The sequence below is a fragment of the Curtobacterium sp. AB7 genome, from assembly GCF_044909335.1.
Lineage (GTDB): Bacteria > Actinomycetota > Actinomycetes > Actinomycetales > Microbacteriaceae > Curtobacterium.
Genome location: NZ_JBIYED010000001.1, coordinates 776040 through 795430, shown reverse-complemented (window position 1 = coordinate 795430; position 19391 = coordinate 776040). Strand labels below are relative to the sequence as shown.

Here is a 19391-nt window from a genome sequence, read left to right as displayed (position 1 = left end):
GCGCCCTGGGCTTTTGCCCTGTGCAACTCATTCGGTGCACCCCCGCGATCGGTTTGGGACGGGTTTCCTGAGGTTCACGGGCTCGGCGTTTCGTAGCGTGGGGGCATGGCTCCTGCACAGCTCTCCACCACCGACCGACTCCGGGCGGTCGACGCCTGGTGGCGTGCCGCCAACTACCTGACGGTCGGACAGATCTACCTGCTCGACAACCCCCTGTTGGGGCGGCCGATCGAACCCGACGACATCAAGCCCCGGCTGCTCGGTCACTGGGGCACCTCGCCTGCCCTCAACCTCGTGTACGCGCACTGCAACGCGCTGATCGCCGAGACCGGACGCGAGTTCCTGTACGTCTGCGGCCCGGGCCACGGCGGCCCGGCGATGAACGCGAACGCCTGGCTCGACGGCACGTGGGGCGAGCTGTACCCGGACGACGACCTGCAGCGCTTCTTCCGGCAGTTCTCGTTCCCCGGCGGGATCCCGTCGCACGCCGCACCGGAGACACCCGGCTCCATCAACGAGGGCGGCGAACTCGGCTACTCCCTCGCCCACGCGTACGGAGCGGCCCTGGACAACCCCGACCTGGTGGTCGCGTGCGTCGTCGGCGATGGTGAAGCGGAGACCGGACCGCTCGCGGGGTCGTGGCAGGCGCACACCTTCCTCGACCCGGTGTCCGACGGTGCCGTGCTGCCGATCCTCAACCTCAACGGGTGGAAGATCGCGAACCCCACCGTCCTCGCCCGCATCCCCGGTGACGACCTGACCGCTTACTTCCGGGGTCTCGGCTACGACCCGATCGTGGTGGACTCGAAGCGGGTCGACGACGACCCGTACGCCGTGCACGCCCTGTTCGACGGCGCCCTGCGTCGAGCACTCGCATCGATCGACGACATCCAGGCCGCGGCCCGGGCCCAAGCCGAACGTGCGGCTGCCGGGCAACCCGCAGGCGCCGCCGACCTGCGCCCGCGCTGGCCGATGATCATCCTCCGCAGCCCGAAGGGGTGGACCGGGCCGAAGGAGGTCGACGGCCAGCAGGTCGAGGGGACGTTCCGCGCCCACCAGGTGCCGCTGTCCGAGGTCCGCGAGAACTCCGCACACCGCGCCCAGCTCGAGGAGTGGATGCGGTCCTACCGACCCGAGGAGCTCTTCGACGCGGACGGGAACCCCCTCGGGATCACGACGACGATCCGTCCGACCGGCGACGACCGGATGAGCGCCACGCCCCACGCCAACGGCGGACGCATCCGGACGGCCCTCGACCGGCCAGCGCTCGACGCGTACGGGGTCCCCGCCGGCTCGACGGCCTCGGCCACCGGCACGCTCGGCCCGTGGCTCGCAGCGCTGATCACGAAGAACCCGTCGACGTTCCGGCTCTTCGGCCCCGACGAGACGATCTCGAACAAGCTCGACGCCGTGTTCGACGTCACCTCGCGCGTGTGGCGGGCACAACGCGCGGTCGGCGACGAGCACCTCGCTGCCCGTGGACGCGTGACCGAGGTGCTGTCGGAGCACCTGCTGGAGGGCATGCTCGAGGGCTACGTCCTCTCCGGCCGGCACGGGCTCCTGAACACCTACGAGGCGTTCGCCCACATCATCGACTCGATGGTCGGGCAGTACGCCAAGTGGCTCGAGTCCTCGACCGACATCGACTGGCGTGCGCCCGTGTCGAACCTGTCGATCCTGTTGTCGTCGCACGTCTGGCGGCAGGACCACAACGGGTTCTCCCACCAGGACCCCGGGTTCCTCGACGTCGTCGCGTCCAAGCAGCAGGACCTGGTCCGGATCAAGCTGCCCGCCGACGCGAACACCCTGCTGGCCGTCGCCGCGCACGCGTTCGAGACCACCGACCGCATCGAGGTGATCGTCGCCGGGAAGCACCCCGAACCGGTCTTCCTCTCGCTCGCGGACGCCGTCGCGCACGCCGACGCCGGGCTGGGCGTCTGGGACTGGGCTGGCACCGAACAGACCGTCGGACGCGTCGACGTCCTCCTCGCCAGCGCCGGAGACGTCCCCACGGTCGAGACCCTCGCCGCGGCGGACATCATCAGGAAGCACGCGCCCGACGTGGGCGTCCGGGTGGTCAACGTCGTCGACCTGCTGTCGCTCGGGGACCACCGGAAGCACGAGCACGCCATCCCCGACGAGCAGTACGACGCGCTCTTCCTGCCCGGGACGCCCACGGTGTTCGCGTTCCACGGCTACCCGTCGCTGGTGCACCAGTTGACGTACCGCCGCAACGGCCACGACGACCTGCACGTGCACGGGTTCCTGGAGCGGGGCACGACGACCTCGCCGTTCGACATGCTCATGCTCAGTGAGATGGACCGGTTCTCCCTGGCCCACGACGCGCTCACGCGGGTCGATGCCGGCGCGCATGCCGAGTTGCTCGACCGGCTGTCCGCTGCACGGGACGCCGCCCGCGAGTACGCCTACTCGCGGGGCGAGGACCACCCGTCGGTCGACGGCTGGGAGTTCTCGGGGTGGCCGCAGGACCCGTCTGCCTGATCCCTCCTGCACAGGCCGGGAGGCCCGGATCACCGTCCACAGGACCGGTCGCGCCCGCCGCTTGGCCGGTCCTGTGGCATGAAGGTGGTCCGCATGGATGTCGCGGTGACGAGTGCGGTCGTGTCGGTGGTCGGTGCCCTCGTGGCCGTCGGCGCGTTGGTCGTGTCGGTGGTCAACGGGCGGGCCGGGCGGCGAAATACCGAGTTCTTGGGGCACCGGGATCTCTGGTGGCAGCGTTGGTCATGGGTCGCCGACCGCGCGACCTCGGATGACGAGGACAGGCGCGCGGCAGCGGCCGTGATGTCCGCGGCACTGGTGACCCGGAGCTGGACGACTGATGACGACACATGGACGTCCACAGCGCTCGCCGACTTCGAGGCAGCACGAGCGGAAGCCCGGACACAACAGGAAGGACTGGTCACAGATGATCTCGAGACTGACTGATGAAGAGTTCAAACGATGGCTCGACAACCGCGAGATGACGACACCACGGCTCCTCGCGAGCCCCCACTACGGTCCGCTCATGCGCGCCAAGGGCGCCGAAGAACAGCTCGCGCAGATGCGGCTCGAGTGGCGCGAACGGCAGGAGCGCGCCCGCGCGCGGAAGCTCAAGTACGAGGCGTCCTTCGGTGAGAGCTGAACCGACGCCCTGCGAGCCTGCCACGCTGAGACCGTGACCGACCTCGTCATCCCGGCCCCGAGCCTCCCGACCGTCCCCACGACCACGGGCGCACGCTTCCCCGTCCGACGCGTCTTCTGCGTCGGTCGGAACTACGCGGCGCACGCACGAGAGATGGGGCACGACCCGGACCGCGAGCCGCCGTTCTTCTTCACCAAACCCGCGGACGCCGTCGTCGTCGACGACGCGGACACCCCGTATCCGCCGCAGACGACCCAGCTCGAGCACGAGGTCGAACTGGTCGTCGCGATCGGCACCGGCGGCGCGGACATCGGCGTCGACGACGCGCTCACCCACGTCTGGGGCTTCGCGGTGGGCATCGACCTCACCCGACGCGACCTCCAGGCCGAGGCCAAGCGCCTCGGCCGGCCCTGGGACACGGCGAAGGGGTTTGACGCCTCGGCACCGATCGGCGCGATCGTCCCGGCGCAGGGCACCGACCCGACGGCCGGTGTGATCGAGCTCGTCGTCGACGGCGAACGACGGCAGGTCGGTGACCTGGCGGAGCAGATCTGGTCGGTGGCAGAGACGATCGCGGCGCTGTCGCGGTCGGTGACGCTCGCCCCCGGGGACCTGCTCATGACGGGGACGCCCGAGGGGGTCGGGCCTCTGGAACGCGGGCAGCTCGCCGTCGGGACGATCGCCGGCATCGGCACGGTGCGCACCCGGATCATCTGACCGGCGTTTCCGCGGTGTGACGAGCCGCTGGGAACGCTCGCAGACACGCGGGGTATTCCTGGTGCGACGCCAGGTGGGGATCGCGGCGTCGCACACACGGGGCAGGACCATCGCGACGGGCGTCTGCAGCTGCTCCGGGATGACGGAGGTACAGCCGTGATGGAACACGATCTGCTGGCGACGTCGTGGACGTGGGCGGGCGCCGAGCCCATCCGCGAACGGGTCCACTCGGTCGGTGCCGCTGGGTTCGCCGGACTCTCGTTGTCACTCGACGACCTGCACGAGGTGCGTGCGACGACGGGTTTTGCCGAACTCCGCCGCATGCTCGACGGTGCAGGGATCGTCTGGGTCCAGTTGGGCCCGCTCGACCGCTGGTGGACGTGCACGAGCCGAACCGACGACGACGTCGCCGACCGTGGGGTGGTCCTCGAGGCCGCAGCGGCGCTCCGCGCCTGGCAGGTGATCGCTCGTGCCGACACGACGTTGCCCGGCGCATCACCGATCACCATGGCCGCCGACTGGACCGTGCTGGCCGACCAGGCCGCGGCCGTCGGCGCGCAGCTCGTCCTCGAACCCGAGCCGTGGTCGAACCTGCCGACGATCGAACGGGCCTCGCGGTTCGTCGCGGCGGCGGGGCACCCGAACGGCGGGCTGCTGCTCGACGCGATGCACACCCTGCGGGGCGGGTCCACGTTGGCGTCGATCCGCCAGGCGGTCGCGCCCGCGACGCTCGCGGCGGTCGAACTGAGCGACGGGCTCCTGCACACCCCGGCCGGCATGACCCTGTCCGAGGAATCCCGCGAGGCACGGTACCTGCCCGGCGCGGGCGCGTGGGACCTGCCAGGGCTCGTGCGCACCGTCCGGGAGCTCGGCTTCGACGAGCCGTGGGGTGTCGAGGTCCGGACGCCCGGCCACCGGGCGATGCCGATCGGCGACGCCCTGCGGACGGCTGCGGCGGCGACGCGCGCCGTGCTCGACGCGGCCGACGCGTACGGCGCACCGGCCGCGCCGGCGATGCCCTCGTCGCCCGCTCCGACCTCGGCGGTCGACTTCGAGCCACCCCACCCCACGGCCTCTCCGCGGGGCGGGACGCGCCTGGGATCGCATCGACCGGCCGGACGCCGGGACGCCGACACAGGCACGCCCGCGTAGCGTCCTGCAGCATGAGTGACCAGACTGCACACGACGACGACCTCCTCCGCCGCTCGCAGGAGTCCATCGACGAGGCCAAGGCCGCCGCGGCCGAGGTGTCCGAACCCGGCGAGGACGAGCTCGTCGACGAGGGCCTCCCCGTCGCGGACGACGCCGAGCCGTCGGACGGACCGGCGCCGGCCGCCTGATCCTCGCCGCGCCGACCGAGCCGCCGGCATCCGCGCCGGTCGCGGCGTCCGCTCCGGTCGCGGCGTCAGTCGATCTCGACGACACGGACCGTGACGTCGGAAGGCGGTGCCCCGAGGAAGTGGCGCGCGGCGGTCACGACGGCGTCACGCACGGCCCGGATGACCGTGGTCGTCGGCACGGACCGGTCGGTCGTGACGACCACGCGGACCCGCGCTCCGTCCGGACGGTCCTGCACGAGCACGGCCCCGCCGTCCCGCGGGATCTCGAGCACGGAGCGGACGTCGCGGACGAGCGTGGCGAGGCCGGGTCCGGGCGGCAGGACCGACCGGACGCCCGGCACCGCGAGGACGGCCGCGGTGAGTTCGCGGGAGAGCACCCGGACGTCCGCGGTCACGGTGTCCCCCCGACCACGACGTCGGCGACACGGACGACGACACTGCGGATCCGGAACGGTGCGTGCGCGCCGAGCACCGACGTGATGTGTGCCCGGAGCGCCTCGGCACGGTCCGACACGGACGCTTCGAGCGTGGCCACGATGGTGACGTCGACGTCCACGGCCCCTCCGGGGGTGGAGACGTCACCACTGAACCGGGTCCGTCGGACCACGACGCCGGGCACGTCGTCACCGAGGGTGCGGACGAGTCCGCGCAGAGCCCCCTCGGTCACGACCAGGTGCGCGGCGGGATCGTCGTCGGGAACGGGGATGTCCCGTCCGGCGTGGGCGGTGGTCCGGATGGACGCGAGCACCGAGCTGATCCAGCGCTCGTCGCCGTCCGCCGATGCCTCGGTGTCGAGCAGGTCCCGTGAGGCCACCCGCAGGGCCTGCAGCCGCTCGAGTGCGGCGACCGCTTCCGGATCACCCTCGATGTCCGCCCGCACCGGGATCCGGTCGGCGTCGAGGTAGTCGGAGAGTTCGTCCAGCGTGAAGGCACCGTGACGGTCGTCGACGTCGTCGGTCATCGCCACCCCTCCATCTGTTCGAGCACGTGTCGCCGCGCACGTGCGAGCAACCCGCGGACGGTCGGCGCGGGCAGCCCGGTCGCCTCGGCGATCTCGGCGTAGGGCGCCCCACCCACCTCGCGCATCACCCAGACGGCGCGCTGTGCATCCGGGAGTGCCTGCACGATACGCGCGAGTTCCCGCACCTGCATCCGTGTGGCGACCACTTCGTCGACGGGTCGTTCGTCCGGGGCGTCGAGCATCGCTTCGAGGTCGGCGTGCGGGTGTCGCCTGCGGAGCCGGTCGAGGGCCTTGTTGGCCGCGATCCGGAAGAGCCAGTTGCGCACCCGCTCCGGGTCCTCGACCCGGTCGATGCGCTGCCAAGCCTGCAGTGCGGCCTCCTGGACGGCGTCGTCGGCCTCGCCGTCGCCGTACCCGAGGATCCGCGCCGCGTAGGCCCGCATGTGCGGTCCGTACCGACGGATCAGCACCCCGAACGCGGCCGTGTCGCCGTCGGCGCTGCGCTCGACGAGCGACGCGTCGGACAACGCCGCGAGGGCTTCGTCGCTGGACAGGAGCAGCTCCTCTTCGCGGATCTCGGATTCTCGTGTGACGAATCGGGCGTTCGTCTCGTCTTCAGTACGTGCCTACCAGGTGCGCCTCCGCGCGCCTGGTTCGAGCGCGCCGTGGTCGGCCATCCCTGAAGAGTCGGTCACGGTGCTTCGACGGCGGCCCGTGCGCTCCCTGATCCGGTGCACGGGCCGTCTTCTCCCCCGCCCCGGCGGCTACTCGTCGGTCTCGTCGGCGAGGAAGTCCGCGTAGGTCGCTTCGGTGTCCGTCACGACGACCCCCGGATCGACCGGCGTCCGTGCTGCACGGTCCCCGTTGATCGCGACGCGCTCCTCGGCCGTGAACGGCGGCAGGTACTTGCTCGAGCTCATCCCCAGGCCCTTTCGTCCCGGTGAACGTAACAGTCGGCGGCGGATCGGCGGCCGGACGAGTGGAAACGTCCCCCGCCCGAGCGATGGACGGGGGACGGAATTTCGCCACGGGCGGACCCCATGCGCACGCATCAGCGCGTTCGCGAGCTGGCACACGGCAAGCAGGTCAGTATTCGCGCACCACGTCCTCGGGGTCCTTGTCCGGACGCCAGCCCCGCCAGGACGGCTGCCGGAGGCGCCCGTCACCGGTCCACTCGGCGAACTCGACCTCGCCCACCTGCTTCGGCGTCACCCAGTGCGCGTCCCGTGCGTCGATCCGCGGCACGTCGAGGAAGGGCGAGGTCTTCCGGTCGAGCGGTCGCAGCGATGCGGCGATCTCGTCGAGGTCGCGGTCGCGGAACCCGGTGCCGACCTTGCCGACGTACTCGAGACCGTCCGGACCGGGCACGCCGAGCAGCAACGAGCCGATGCCGCCCGCTCGACGACCACTGCCCGGCTTCCACCCACCGACGACCACTTCCTGCGTGGCGTGGTGCTTGAGCTTCAGCCAGGCCTCGGACCGCCTGCCCTCGGCGTACTTCGAACTGCGCTTCTTCGCGACGACCCCTTCGAGGCCCTGCTCCTGCGACGACGCCATCACGCCGTCGAGGTCGCCCTGCGAGGCCGGCGGCACGTCGATCGCCCCGCCGGGCTCGACGACCGTCTCGAGTGCCTGTCGCCGGGCGTCGTACGCCAGGCGGGTGAGTTCGTGCCCGTCGGCCTCGAGCACGTCGAAGAGCAGGAACCGCACGGGGGTCGCCTGCTGCGCCGCCCGCACCTCACGCGCCTTCGTCAGGCCCATCCGGTTCTGCAGGAGCTGGAAGCTCGGGCGCCCCCGGTCGTCGAACGCGACGATCTCGCCGTCGAAGACGCCGTCGACCCCGGCACGGTCGCCGAGTTCCTGGAGTTCCGGGTACTGCGCCGTCAGGTCGTTGTCGTTCCGGCTCCGCAGCGTGACCGAGCCGTCCCGGACGGTGGCGAGCGCACGGACGCCGTCCCACTTCATCTCGAACGCCCAGTCGGCCGGGTCCAGCCGGGGTGCGTCCTTCGCCAGGGTGGCCTGCATGGTCCGTCGGTCCCCCGGAGCGGTGTCCGCCGGGCTGGCTCCGCTGATGCGCCGCTGTCCGTCTCGGTGCGCGGCAGATGGACGGGAGGCCCGCCCCGCGTCGGTCGCGCCGCCGGTGTCCGCCATGCGGTCGGGCTGCTCCTTCGTGCGGTGGATGAGCCAGTTCTTCTCGTCGCCCGCTCCGCCCCGGCCGCGAGTGTGCAGGAGCGCCAGTCGGCGAGCGCCGCCGGTCCGGCCGTGCAGGGTGACGATGACCTCTTCACCCTCGCGCCACTTCTCGAGCTCGTAGGTGCCGTCGTCCCAGAGCGTGACCGTGCCACCGCCGTACTCGTCCTTCGGGATCGTGCCCTCGAACGCGCCGTACTCGAGCGGGTGGTCCTCGGTCTGCACGGCCAGGTGGTTCTTGCCCGGGTCGGTCGGTTCGCCCTTCGGCAGTGCCCAGCTCACCAGCACGCCGTCGTGCTCGAGCCGGAAGTCGTAGTGGTCGCGGGTGGCGTGGTGCTCCTGGATCACGAACGTCGGGGTGCCGTCCTTCCGGACCGTGGGGGCTCCTTCGGGAACCGGTTCCGGCGTCTTCGAGGCGTCGCGCTTCGCGCGGTAGGCGGTGAGCCGGTCGCGAGCCGGCTGCTCGGCGTCGTTCGCACGCTCGGTCCGGTCGCTGTCCCAGTGACCGTGGTCGTCGCGTCCGACGGCCAGCGAGGCGGAGGCGACCGGGTGCAGGTGGTCGCCGTGCGCCTCCAGGCGCTCGAGGACCTCGTCCAACGTGAGCTGCGCGAGCCCGCGTTCCTCGAGTTCCTTCCAGGTGCGGGGTGCTGCGACCGTCGGCCGCCCGCGGCCGCGCAGCGAGTACGGCGCGATCGTCGTCTTGTTGCCGTTGTTCTGCGACCAGTCGACGAACACCTTGCCCGTCCGCTCGGCCCGGCTCATCGACGACAACACCAGGTCGGGCAGGTCGTGCTCGAGCGCCTTCGCGAGTTCGTGCGCGACGTCGGAGACGTTCGCCGTGGTCGACCGGCCGTCGAGGGCGGCGTAGAGGTGGATCCCCTTCGAGCCGGAGGTCACCGGGTACGGGTCGAGCCCCATGCCGTGCAGGATCTCGCGTGCCGCGACCGCCACCTCGACGCACTCGGGCAGGCCGACGCCCTCGCCGGGGTCCAGGTCGAGCACGAGCCGGTCCGGGTTCTGCTGCCCACCGCGCGGGCCGAACCGCCACTGCGGCACGTGCAGTTCCAGCGCGGCCTGCTGCGCCATCCACACGAGGGTCGGCAGGTCGTCGACGATCGGGTACTCGTTGTCGTGCTCGGAGTGGTGGATGGTGTGGTGGCGGACCCAGTCCGGGGCGGAGTCCGGCAGGTTCTTCTCGAAGAAGACCTTGCCGTCGACCCCGTTCGCCCACCGCTTCCGGGTCACCGGGCGGTCCTTGACGTGCGGGATCATCCACGGCGCCACACGCTCGTAGTACTCGATCACCCGTCCCTTGGTCGTGCCGGTCTCGGGGTAGAGCACCTTGTCCGTGTTCGTCAGCGCCAGTCGCCGATCGCCGACCACGACGACGGTCTTGCGGGCCGCCGGACTCACAGCGCCACCCCGGTCGCTCCCGCCACCGTCAGGGTCGTGCCCGAGGTGTACGACGACTCCGGCCCCGCCAGGTACACGTAGGCGCCGCCGAGTTCGACGGGCTGCGCCGGCCGGCCGAAGGGGGTGTCCTGGCCGTACCGTGCGATCTCGTCGCCCGGGTAGCTGATCGGCTGCAGCGGCGTCCACACCGGCCCGGGCACCACGGTGTTCGCCCGGATGCCCTTCGCGGCGAGCTGCCGCGCGAGGCCGTTGGTGTAGGTGATGATGGCGGCCTTCGTCGCCGCGTAGTCGATCATGCGGTCCTGCGGCTGGTACGCGGACACCGAGCTCGTCGTCACGATCGAACTACCCGGCGCCATGTGCGGGACCGCGGCGCGGACCAGCCAGAACAGCGAGTACAGGTTGACCTTCATCGTGCGGTCGAAGTCCTCGGTCGACTGCTCGGTGACGTCCTCGTGCACCAGCTGGTGTCCGGCGACCAGGACGAGGGCGTCCAGCCCGCCGAGGTCGCGCACCGCCGTCCGGACGAGTTCGTCGCAGAAGGCCTCGTCCGTCAGGTCACCGGGCAGCATCACGGCGTTGCGACCGAGGTCGGCGATGACGTCACGGACCTCGGTCAGGTCGTCGATCTCCTCGGGCAGGGCGTTCAGTGCGACGTCGGCCCCTTCCTTCGCCATCGCGATCGCCGCGGCCCGGCCGATGCCGGAGTCCGCACCCGTGACGAGCACGCGGTACCCCCGCATGCGCCCCGTGCCGAGGTAGGAGACCTCGCCGTGGTCGGGCGGCGGGTCCATCGCACTCGCCAGCCCGGACCCCTGCTGTGTCTGCGCGGGGAACGGCGGTCTGGCGAACTGCGAGCGCGGGTCCTGCTTGTCGAGCTGGCTCATGCGCCCATCGTGCTCGCGTCGACCGGTCGACGGTCCAGCGAACCCGGATCTGTGGAGAACCCGTCGGCTGCGGGCACTCCCGTGCGGACACGGGCATCATGTGCGCATGAGGTCGATCTGGAAGGGCTCCATCGCGTTCGGGCTCGTCAACGTGCCCATCAAGGTGTACGCGGCCACCGAGACCCACGATGTGTCCCTGCACCAGGTCCACGACGAGGACAAGGGCCGCATCCGCTACAAGCGCGTCTGCGAGTTCGGCCACGAGGTCGAGTACGCCGACATCCAACGTGCCTACGACGACGGCGACAAGACCGTGGTGCTGACCGCGGACGACTTCAAGCAGCTCCCCGAGGAGCAGTCGCACGAGGTCGAGGTGCTCGAGTTCGTGCCCGTCGAGCAGGTCGACCCGATGATGTTCGAGAAGACGTACTACCTGGAGCCCGACTCGCGCTCACCGAAGGCCTACGTGCTGCTGCGCGAGACCCTGGCGAAGACCGACCGCCTCGCGATCGTGCAGTTCACGCTGCGCCAGAAGACCCGGCTCGGCGTGCTGCGCGTGCACGACGACGTCATCCTGCTGCAGGGGCTGCTCTGGGGCGACGAGGTCCGGGCCGCCGACTTCACGGCGCTGGACTCGTCGGTGAAGGTCAGCGCGAACGAGCTGAAGATGTCCTCGTCGCTCGTCGAGAGCATGTCGACGGACTTCGATCCGGACCGGTACACCGACTCCTACCAAGAGGAACTGCAGCAGCTCATCGACGCCAAGCTCGACGCCGGTGACGACATCGACACCGAGAAGACGTTCGGCGCGAAGGACGACGAGGACGACGAGGGCGAGGGCGGTGACGTCCTCGACCTGATGGCCGCCCTGCGTGCGTCCGTGGACAAGAAGCGGACAGGAGGCTCGGGGTCGCGTTCGTCGTCCAGCTCGCGTTCGTCGTCGGGTTCCGACTCGAGCGCGTCCGGCTCGACGAAGAAGGCGCCTGCCAAGAAGGCGCCTGCCAAGAAGGCCCCGGCGAAGCAGGCGACCACCGAGAAGGCGCCGGCGAAGAAGGCTCCGGCAAGGAAGGCACCCGCCAAGAAGCCCGCGGCGAAGAAGGCGCCCGCCGAGAAGAAGCAGGCGAGCTAGGACCGTTCGACACGAGCCGGTAACACGCGTCCGCGAGACTGGACACATGACTCCACAAGAGCCAGGGAGCCTCCAGTCGTCACCCGAGACCGCCGGCCCGCCCGTCACCGTGTCCATCACCCGCCTGGTCGAACCCGACCGCATCCCGGACGTCACCCGCTGGGTGCAGTCCGGCGTGAACCTCGCCAACCGCTACCCGGGCTTCCTCGGCTCCGGGTGGGTGCGGTCCCGGGCACAGTCCCGCGAGTGGCACATGCTCTACCGCTTCGCCGACCACGACTCGCTCGCCACGTGGGAGAACTCCGACGACCGGCTCCGCTGGCTCGACCTCGGCCGCGACCTGGTCGTGGAGTCCCGCGTCGAGAAGCGCACCGGCATCGAGGGCTGGTTCGACGTCCCGCAGGACGCCCCGGCCTCGAGCGCTCCCCCGCGGTGGAAGCAGGCGGTGAGCATCTGGCTCGGTTTCTTCCCGGTGAACCTGGCGTTCACGATCGTCGTCGGGCTGCTCGTGCCGTCGTTCGCGGGACTCGCAGCGCTGCCGCGGGTGCTCATCACGACGCTCGTGCTCACGCCGATCATGACCTTCTGGGTGCTGCCGTTCGTGACGAAGCTGATCCGTCCGTGGCTGCTCGCTCCGCCGAGGTCCGCGCGGACGACACGGACCTAGCCGACCGCCCCCGGCACGTCGCCACCGTGTCCGAGGGCGTCCCACGCCACCCGCAGCACGTGCGGCCGGGCCTCGGTCGCCGAGGCGTCGTTCTCGTAGGTCAGCGCGAGCATCATGATCGCGCCGAAGGCACCGGACACCCGGGCTCGTCGGTCGAGCGACGCGGCCGCGGGGTCGCCGAGGTCCAGGCCGAAGAGTTCGAGCAAGATCGCTGCGACCGGGACCAGCCGCGCACCGACGTCGTCCCCGCGTCGCAGCGTGAACGCGGCGAGGGCGAGTTCTGCCCACCCCGGCCGGGCGAGTGCGAGGTCGGTGATCCCCGCGAGCGCCGCAGCGTCGCGGTCCGGACCGACCGGCATCCGCCGGATCGTCTCGCGCACCGTGTCGGTCTGCGCGGTGCACTGCGCGAGCGCGGCCTCGACGAGCAGCTCCTTGCTCGCGAACCGGGCGAGGATGCCCGCCTTCGAGTAGCCGGCCTGGTCGGCGACGGCCTGCACGGCGGTGTCCTTGATGCCGCGGCGGGCGATGAGCCCGGCGGTGATGTCCAGGACGTCCCCGTTGATCTCCTCGGCCGAGGGCCGAGCCCGGCGCGCGGGGCGGGTCACGCGCCGACCGCTGCGGCCCGTGCCGCCCGCCGGCGCCGGGCCCCCGCGACCAGCAGGGTGATCCCGGTCACGAGCTCCCACGCGACGATCGTGTACACGGACGCACGCTCCCACACGCCGTCGGGGAGCACGTCGATCACCGTCGACGACGAGTCGACGACGAGCATCACGAGGGAGACGAGGCCGACGATGCCGAGCACGACACTCGTGATCCGGTAGGCCGCCGGCGCCCGCAGCGCCCGAGACCCGATGCCGGCGGTGATCGCCACGAGGTTGCCGGTCGTGATCGCTGCCGCGGCGCCGAGCACGTGGAACACGATGGTGCCGCCGTCGGTGCTCGTCTGGCTGCCGTGGAACGAGCCGACCAGCACCATCCCGACCAGGTGGACCACGGCGAGGACCGCGGTCGCCACCCGCGCACGGCGGGACGCGGCACGGAACACCACGACGGCGAGCACCGCTGCGATCCCGAACAGGACGCCCTGCCCGATGAACGTCGTGTTCATGAGCACGTGCAGCGGTGAGTCGATCGACCGCCCCTGGAACGCGCCGACGTCGGGGACCCCGAGGTCGGAGATGTAGTTCGTCGCGTAGCTGTAGCCGGGGAACGCCGACGCCGAGACGGCTTCGCCGACGAGCCAGCCGACCCCCGCGACCGTCCAGAGTGCGCCGGGGATGGACGTACTGGGAGTGTCCGATCTGGTCATTCCCTGACCATAACGGTCACTACTGGGAGTTGCCCAGCACCGACAGCTGGTCGAGTCGCTCGAGGATCACGCCCTCGCGGAGCGCCCACGGGCAGATCTCGAGCGCCGGCAAGTCGAAGATGTCGAGGCAGGCCTCGGCGACGAGCGCTCCCGGCACCACCTGGTGCGCACGGCTGGCCGACACCCCGGGCAGCTCCCCCAGCTCGGCGACCGACATGGTCAGGAGCGCCGGCAGCTTCGACCGGAGCACGTCGCCGTCGAGCACCCGCGGCACGAGCGGACCGGCGCCCGACGGCGCCGCCCCGCAGATCCGCGCGATCGACCGGAAGGTCTTCGAGGTCGCCACGGCTCGGTCCGGCCGACCGGCACGGAGCAACTTGCCGGCGTCGCGAGCGATCTCCACGCGGATCTCGTGCCGGATGCGGCGGACGTCGTCCTCGGTCGGGGTGCCGGCCGCGAAGTACGAACGGGCGAGTCGAGCTGCGCCGATCGGCATCGACCACGCGACGTCCGGGGCCTCGTCGGCTCCGCCGGCGATCTCGAGCGAGCCGCCGCCGATGTCGAAGACCGCGAGCCGTCCGGCGGACCACCCGAACCACCGCCGGACGGCCAGGAACGTGAGTCGCGCCTCGTCGCCGCCGGACAGGACGGCCAGCTCCACGCCGGTCGAGGCCTCGACGTGGGCGAGCACCTCGTCGGAGTTCACCGCGTCGCGCACGGCCGAGGTCGCGAAGGCGAGCATGTCCTCGCAGCCGCGTTCCTCGGCGACGCGGACGGCATCCGCGACGAACCGCGTCAGCGCGTCGACGCCCTGCGGCGTCACCGCCCCGGCGTCGTCGAGGTGCTCGGCGAGCCGCAGCGGCTGCTTGAACGAGGACGCCGGCAGCGGCGCGGCGCCGCCGTGGGCGTCCACGACGAGCAGGTGGCCGGTGTTGGACCCGATGTCGAGGACTCCCACGCGCATGGCACCACGCTAGCGGCCGGGCAAGCGATCAACGGCCGGGAGGCCCGTCCTCCGCCCGCAGGAACGCCTCGAGTTCCGCCGTGGTCGGGTACGAGGCCTGCGCGCCCGCCTTGGTCGCGGCGTACGCCCCGACCCCCACCGCGAACCGTGCGGCGTCGACGAGGGAGTCCCCCGCCGCCAGCCGCAGGGCCACCGACCCCATGAAGGCGTCACCGCAGCCCGTGGTGTCCACCGGCTCGACCCGGACGGCGTCGATCGACACCGGTTCATCGTCGCCGTCGTGCACGACGCAGCCCGAGCCGCCGCGGGTGACGATCGAGCGCGCGACGCCGTGCTCGCCGAGCGACTCGGCCTCGTGCTCGTTGACGAGCAGGACGTCGGTCAGCTCGAGCAGCTCGGCGGGGACGTCCCCGAAGGGCGACAGGTTCGTCAGCACCGTGACCCCGGCGGCGTGCGCTGCCCGGGCTGCGGCGAGGACGACGTCGATCGAGACCTCGAGGCAGAGGCCGAGCACGCCGGCGTCGTCGAAGGCGTCGGCGGGCACGTCGTCCGGCGTCAGCGTGCCGTTGGCGCCGGCGGAGATCACGATGGTGTTCTCCCCGGCGCCGTCGACCGTGATGACGGCGGTGCCGGTGGCCACGCCCTCCCGGACGGCGACGTGCGTGGTGTCCGCACCCGCAGCCGCGACGGAGTCGCGGAGCAGCGCACCGTTCCCGTCGTCGCCGACCGCACCGATCATGCGGACCGTGCCCCCGAGCCTCCCGGCAGCCACCGCCTGGTTGGCGGACTTGCCACCCGGCAGGATCGCCAGGTCGGACCCGTGCAGGGTCTCACCGGGCTTCGGGAACCGCTCGGTCCGGACCACCAGGTCCGCGTTGAGCGATCCGACGATCACGATGGTCTGGGTCAACGGACGGTCTCCTTCTGCGGCGCGACGGACGTGGTCTCGGCGCTCTCCGGGCGGGGGATGAGGAACGAGATCGCGAGCGCAGCGGTCGTGATCACGGCACCGAGCAGCATGCCACCGGAGTACCCGGCGGTGCCCGCGGACCCGCCGACCCCGAGCGCGATCTGCAGCGCCGGCAGGACGGCGAAGCTGACCCCGGCGCCGAGGTTGAACGCACCGGCGTTCAGACCGGGCAGGAAGCCGGGGTTCGACTCCGGCGAGAGCACGATGCCCAGGCCGTTCAGGATGATGTTCGCGATGCCCGCGTACGTGATGCCGATCAGGACGGTCGCGGTGACCAGGACCGGCAGCGAGTGCACGCCCACGAGCGCCATCAGGACCGTCGAGACGATGCTGCCGATCAGCCCGAAGCGGAGCACGGCGCGGTAGCCGATGGTCGGCGCGAGGCGTCCCGCGAACGGACCGACGATCCAACCGACCAGCGCGTACGGGGTGAGGAACACCAGCGAGGCGAGGTCGGGTTCCATGCCGAAGCCGGCGTCACCGTTCTGCGCGAGCGACGTGACGAGGCCGTTGACGACCGCGAAGACGCCCGTCATGGTCAGGAACGTCGTCGCGAGGAGCGCCCACGTGGCACGGCGCTTCAGGAACCGGGTCTCGACGAGCGGCTCCTGCACGCGGGACTCGACCGCCCAGAAGACCGCGAAGGCGGCGAGCGCGACGACGACACCGCCGATCACCAGTGCCGGGTTGGCGGCGCCGAGCTTGCCGGCCTCGTTGAACGCGGTGAGCAGCGCGCCGACGCTCACCACGAGGGGGACGACGCCGATCCAGTCCATCCGGGTCCCGGCGGACGGCTTCGACTCCACACCCCACACGGCGACGAGCGCCAGCGCGATGACGGTGACGACGGCGATGACCCAGAAGATCCCGCGGAACCCGAAGTTCGTGGCGATCCAGCCACCGGCCAGTGCGTCCACGCCGGCGATGCCGCCGTTCACGGCGGTGAGCAGGCCGAGTGCGGCGCCGTAGCGCTTCGGGTCGGCGATCTCGTTGCGCAGGACGAGCAGGCAGATCGGGACGACCGGCCCCGTGACGCCCTGGATGATCCGGCCGGCGAACAGCATCGGCACGTTCACGGCGAGCGCGGCGACGATGCTGCCGACGAGCATCACGGCGAGCATGCCGAGCAGGACGCGCTTGCGGCCGACGATGTCGGACAGGCGCGGCAAGAACAGCGAGAAGAGCGCCGCGAGCGTGAAGTACAGGGTCTGCGAGAGCCCGATGGTGGCGTCGTCGGTCTTGAGCTCGCGCGCCATGGTGACCAGCGCGGGGCTGAGCATGCTCGCGTTGAGCTGGAACGCGATGCACGCTGCGAGGAGCGCCGCGGTGAGGGCGCCGATCGACTTCTTCGTCGATGTGGTGGTCATGGTTCTCAGATCTCCGAGGTCGTGGTGGTCGTGGCGAGGCGCGGGGTCCAGCCGGTGTCAGGGGTCTCGCCGATGCGCTCGAGGGCGTCGACGACCAGGTCCCAGAACCGTTCGTGGTCGAGCTCCAGGGCGGCGCTCGTCCGACAGTCCTCCGGCGCGGGCGCACGGAAGTCGGCGACGGTCATGCCCAGCGTCAGGGTGCCCTGGGTCTCGATGTGGATCGGGACCTTCACGGCGCGGACGATGGTCGGGTCGATGACGTAGGCGACGGCGCAGGGGTCGTGCACCGGCGGGGCGTCGAAGCCCTGCGCGTCCTTGTAGGTCTGGCCGAAGAAGTCGAGCAGCTCGCCGACGAACGCGGCGGGGGCGGTGCCGACCGCAGCGATGCGTGCGGCGACCTCGGGGGTGGCGAGGGCCTGGTGCGTCAGGTCGAGTCCGACCATGACGACGTCCCAGCCGGCGTCGAAGACGATCGAGGCGGCTTCGGGGTCGATGACGATGTTGAACTCGGCGACGGGGCTCCAGTTGCCGACGTGCACTCCACCGCCCATGAGCACGACCTGCTTGACGCGCTCGACGATGCGGGGTTCCTTGCGGGCCGCGAGGGCGATGTTCGTCAGGCCGCCGGTCGGCACCAGCGTGACGGTGCCGGGCTCGTGCGCCATGACCGTCTCGATGATCAGGTCGACGGCGTGCCGCTGGTCGAGCTCGAACGAGGGCTCGGGCAGCATCGGCCCGTCGAGTCCGCTCTCGCCGTGGATGTCCGGCGCGACCTCGATCTGACGGAGCAGGGGGCGGTCGGCGCCCGCGGCGAACGGCACTCCGGTGATGCCGGCGATGCGCGCGACGGCAAGGGCGTTGCGGGTGACCTTCGGCAGCGTCTGGTTGCCGACGACGGTGGTGACGGCCAGGAGCTCGATGTCCGGGTTGCCGTGGGCCAGCAGGATGGCGACGGCGTCGTCGTGGCCGGGGTCGCAGTCGAGGATGATCTTCGCGGGCTGGGTCGCAGCAGGCTGGGTCGCAGCGGTGTTGGTCGCACTGGGCACGCTGGGCGCTCCACTTCTTCGGGGAATCGAGGGGTCTGTGCTGGACGCGGTGGGGATCCGCGGTCCGACAGAGCGTCGTCGCGCAGCGCGTCAAGCGTTTGACATCGAAACACGTCAAGCGTTTGACGTCAAGTCGTCGAGGCGTCCTCGGTAGCATCGACCCGTGCCTTCATCCGTCGCCCCGGGCCGCCGTGTGACCGCTGCCATGGTGGCCGAGCGCGCCGGCACGAGCATCGCCACGGTCTCCCTGGTCGTCAACGGCAAGGACCGCGGCCGGGTGTCCGTCCCCATCGCCATGCGGGTGCGCGACGCCGTCGACGAGCTCGGCTACGTCGTCGACCACGCCGCGAGCTCCCTGGCACGGGGCAGCGGCGACCTGGTCGTCCTCATCGCCCCCGACCTGTCGAACCCCTTCTTCGCCGAGGTCATCCGCGGTGTGCGCGACACCATCGGCGACCGGTTCCAGCTCGTGCTGTCGGTCACCGAGCGCGGCGCGCAGCCCCTGGCAGCCGACGTCCGCCGCTTCGAACGCCTCCGTCCGGCCGGCATCCTCGTCGACGCCCCGGCCGCGGGCGAGTCGATGTCGGCGAGCGTGCCCGTGGTCCTCCTCGACGCCCCGGGTGGCACCGAGGCCGTCAACTACGACCTCTCCCCCGGCGTCCACGACCTCGTCGCGCACCTGCACGAACAGGGCCATCGTCGCGTCGGGTACCTCGACGGGACCTCCCGAGCAACGACGTTCGGGGTCCGGCGCAACCTCTTCGAGCAGGAGTGCGCCGCCGCCGGCATCACCCTGTCCGAGGTCACCGCCCGCGCCGACCTCACCGTGGACGCCGCAGCCTCGGCCACCGAGCACGTCATCGAGGCCTGGCAGGACGACGACGTCACCGCGGTCGTCGCCGCGGCGGACACCCTGGCCTACGGCGTCCTGCGCGTCGCCGGGTCGCTGGGCATCGCGGTCCCCGGGGAGCTCGCGGTCGCCGGCTTCGACGACCTGCCGTCGTCGTCGGTCACGGCCCCCGCGCTGACGAGCGTCGCCCTGCCCGGCGCCGACCTCGGGCGCGCAGCCGCGGAACGACTGCTCGCGACGCTCGACGGCACCGCGGCCGAGCCGGTGGCGCTCCCCACTCGCCTGGTCCGGCGCGCGAGCACCGGCGCGTAGCGCCCGGCCGCCGCGAGACTCGACGCTGTCGCGGCGAGACTCGGCTTGGGCGACAGTTCTCGCGCCGACGAGCACGAGATCTGTCGCTGAGCCTGAGACTCGGGGCCGGCCGCGGCAGTGAGCG

At 71.5% G+C, this 19391-nt stretch carries 20 protein-coding genes; 8 read left to right on the top strand and 12 right to left on the bottom strand.

Annotated elements, in window-relative coordinates; translation table 11 throughout:
* Positions 1-105: 105 nt before the first annotated feature.
* The 5 genes from ABH929_RS04020 to ABH929_RS04000 all read left to right on the top strand — a co-directional run bounded on the left by ABH929_RS04020 (position 106) and on the right by ABH929_RS04000 (position 5199).
* Positions 106-2502 (top strand): phosphoketolase, encoded by a 2397-nt coding sequence (locus ABH929_RS04020; RefSeq protein ID WP_404560211.1) that lies wholly within the window; start codon positions 106-108, stop codon positions 2500-2502.
* Positions 2503-2595: 93 nt separating this feature from the next.
* Positions 2596-2946, top strand: a complete 351-nt coding sequence (locus ABH929_RS04015) for a hypothetical protein (protein WP_205463683.1) — start codon at positions 2596-2598, stop codon at positions 2944-2946.
* A gap of 229 nt (positions 2947-3175) precedes the next feature.
* Positions 3176-3859 (top strand): fumarylacetoacetate hydrolase family protein, encoded by a 684-nt coding sequence (locus tag ABH929_RS04010; protein WP_404560210.1) that lies wholly within the window; start codon positions 3176-3178, stop codon positions 3857-3859.
* A 159-nt stretch (positions 3860-4018) separates the two neighbouring features.
* Positions 4019-5011, top strand: a complete 993-nt coding sequence (locus tag ABH929_RS04005; RefSeq protein WP_404560209.1) for a sugar phosphate isomerase/epimerase family protein — start codon at positions 4019-4021, stop codon at positions 5009-5011.
* A gap of 11 nt (positions 5012-5022) precedes the next feature.
* Positions 5023-5199: a hypothetical protein gene (locus tag ABH929_RS04000; RefSeq protein ID WP_205463679.1), complete on the top strand. Its 177-nt coding sequence runs from the start codon at positions 5023-5025 to the stop codon at positions 5197-5199.
* A gap of 65 nt (positions 5200-5264) precedes the next feature.
* On the opposite strand, the gene ABH929_RS03995 is transcribed toward ABH929_RS04000, so the two are convergent.
* From ABH929_RS03995 to ABH929_RS03970, 6 genes are all read right to left on the bottom strand, one after another.
* Positions 5265-5594 carry a hypothetical protein gene (locus ABH929_RS03995; RefSeq protein WP_404560208.1) on the bottom strand — a complete coding sequence of 110 codons (330 nt, stop codon included), beginning with the start codon at positions 5592-5594 and terminating at the stop codon, positions 5265-5267.
* Positions 5591-6160 carry a hypothetical protein gene (locus ABH929_RS03990; RefSeq protein WP_404560207.1) on the bottom strand — a complete coding sequence of 190 codons (570 nt, stop codon included), beginning with the start codon at positions 6158-6160 and terminating at the stop codon, positions 5591-5593. The genes ABH929_RS03995 and ABH929_RS03990 overlap by 4 nt, the downstream gene beginning before the upstream one ends.
* Positions 6157-6687: an RNA polymerase sigma factor gene (locus ABH929_RS03985; protein ID WP_404560206.1), complete on the bottom strand. Its 531-nt coding sequence runs from the start codon at positions 6685-6687 to the stop codon at positions 6157-6159. Before ABH929_RS03985 ends, ABH929_RS03990 begins: the two co-directional genes overlap by 4 nt.
* Positions 6688-6924: 237 nt before the next feature.
* The gene (locus tag ABH929_RS03980) at positions 6925-7080 is read right to left on the bottom strand and encodes a hypothetical protein (RefSeq protein WP_205463676.1); all 156 of its coding nucleotides are present in this window, start codon (positions 7078-7080) and stop codon (positions 6925-6927) included.
* Positions 7081-7246: 166 nt separating this feature from the next.
* Positions 7247-9763, bottom strand: a complete 2517-nt coding sequence (locus ABH929_RS03975; protein WP_404560204.1) for an ATP-dependent DNA ligase — start codon at positions 9761-9763, stop codon at positions 7247-7249.
* The gene (locus ABH929_RS03970; protein ID WP_404560203.1) at positions 9760-10650 is read right to left on the bottom strand and encodes an SDR family oxidoreductase; all 891 of its coding nucleotides are present in this window, start codon (positions 10648-10650) and stop codon (positions 9760-9762) included. Before ABH929_RS03970 ends, ABH929_RS03975 begins: the two co-directional genes overlap by 4 nt.
* A gap of 106 nt (positions 10651-10756) precedes the next feature.
* Between ABH929_RS03970 and ABH929_RS03965 the strand changes: the two genes are divergently transcribed.
* Positions 10757-11779, top strand: coding sequence for a Ku protein (locus ABH929_RS03965; RefSeq protein WP_404560202.1), 1023 nt, complete (start codon positions 10757-10759; stop codon positions 11777-11779).
* A gap of 46 nt (positions 11780-11825) precedes the next feature.
* Positions 11826-12446 (top strand): antibiotic biosynthesis monooxygenase, encoded by a 621-nt coding sequence (locus ABH929_RS03960; protein ID WP_404560200.1) that lies wholly within the window; start codon positions 11826-11828, stop codon positions 12444-12446.
* On the opposite strand, the gene ABH929_RS03955 is transcribed toward ABH929_RS03960, so the two are convergent.
* The 6 genes from ABH929_RS03955 to ABH929_RS03930 are packed head-to-tail and all read right to left on the bottom strand — an operon-like array spanning position 12443 to position 18105.
* On the bottom strand, positions 12443-13051 hold the full coding sequence (locus ABH929_RS03955) for a TetR/AcrR family transcriptional regulator (protein WP_404560199.1): 609 nt from the start codon (positions 13049-13051) through the stop codon (positions 12443-12445). The two genes, ABH929_RS03960 and ABH929_RS03955, sit on opposite strands and share 4 nt — an antisense overlap.
* A complete protein-coding gene (locus ABH929_RS03950; protein ID WP_404560197.1) occupies positions 13048-13758 on the bottom strand; it encodes a DUF998 domain-containing protein in 711 nt (236 codons plus the stop codon). Before ABH929_RS03950 ends, ABH929_RS03955 begins: the two co-directional genes overlap by 4 nt.
* Positions 13759-13777: 19 nt before the next feature.
* On the bottom strand, positions 13778-14722 hold the full coding sequence (locus ABH929_RS03945) for a Ppx/GppA family phosphatase (RefSeq protein ID WP_404560195.1): 945 nt from the start codon (positions 14720-14722) through the stop codon (positions 13778-13780).
* Positions 14723-14750: 28 nt separating this feature from the next.
* A complete protein-coding gene (locus tag ABH929_RS03940; RefSeq protein ID WP_111085834.1) occupies positions 14751-15632 on the bottom strand; it encodes a ribokinase in 882 nt (293 codons plus the stop codon).
* Positions 15629-17059, bottom strand: coding sequence for an MFS transporter (locus ABH929_RS03935; RefSeq protein ID WP_111085835.1), 1431 nt, complete (start codon positions 17057-17059; stop codon positions 15629-15631). The genes ABH929_RS03940 and ABH929_RS03935 overlap by 4 nt, the downstream gene beginning before the upstream one ends.
* A 5-nt stretch (positions 17060-17064) precedes the next feature.
* Positions 17065-18105 (bottom strand): nucleoside hydrolase, encoded by a 1041-nt coding sequence (locus ABH929_RS03930; protein WP_404560194.1) that lies wholly within the window; start codon positions 18103-18105, stop codon positions 17065-17067.
* 163 nt (positions 18106-18268) lie between these two features.
* On the opposite strand from ABH929_RS03930, the gene ABH929_RS03925 reads away from it, so the two are divergent.
* Positions 18269-19267 carry a LacI family DNA-binding transcriptional regulator gene (locus ABH929_RS03925; RefSeq protein ID WP_404560193.1) on the top strand — a complete coding sequence of 333 codons (999 nt, stop codon included), beginning with the start codon at positions 18269-18271 and terminating at the stop codon, positions 19265-19267.
* The last annotated feature ends 124 nt before the right edge of the window (positions 19268-19391 follow it).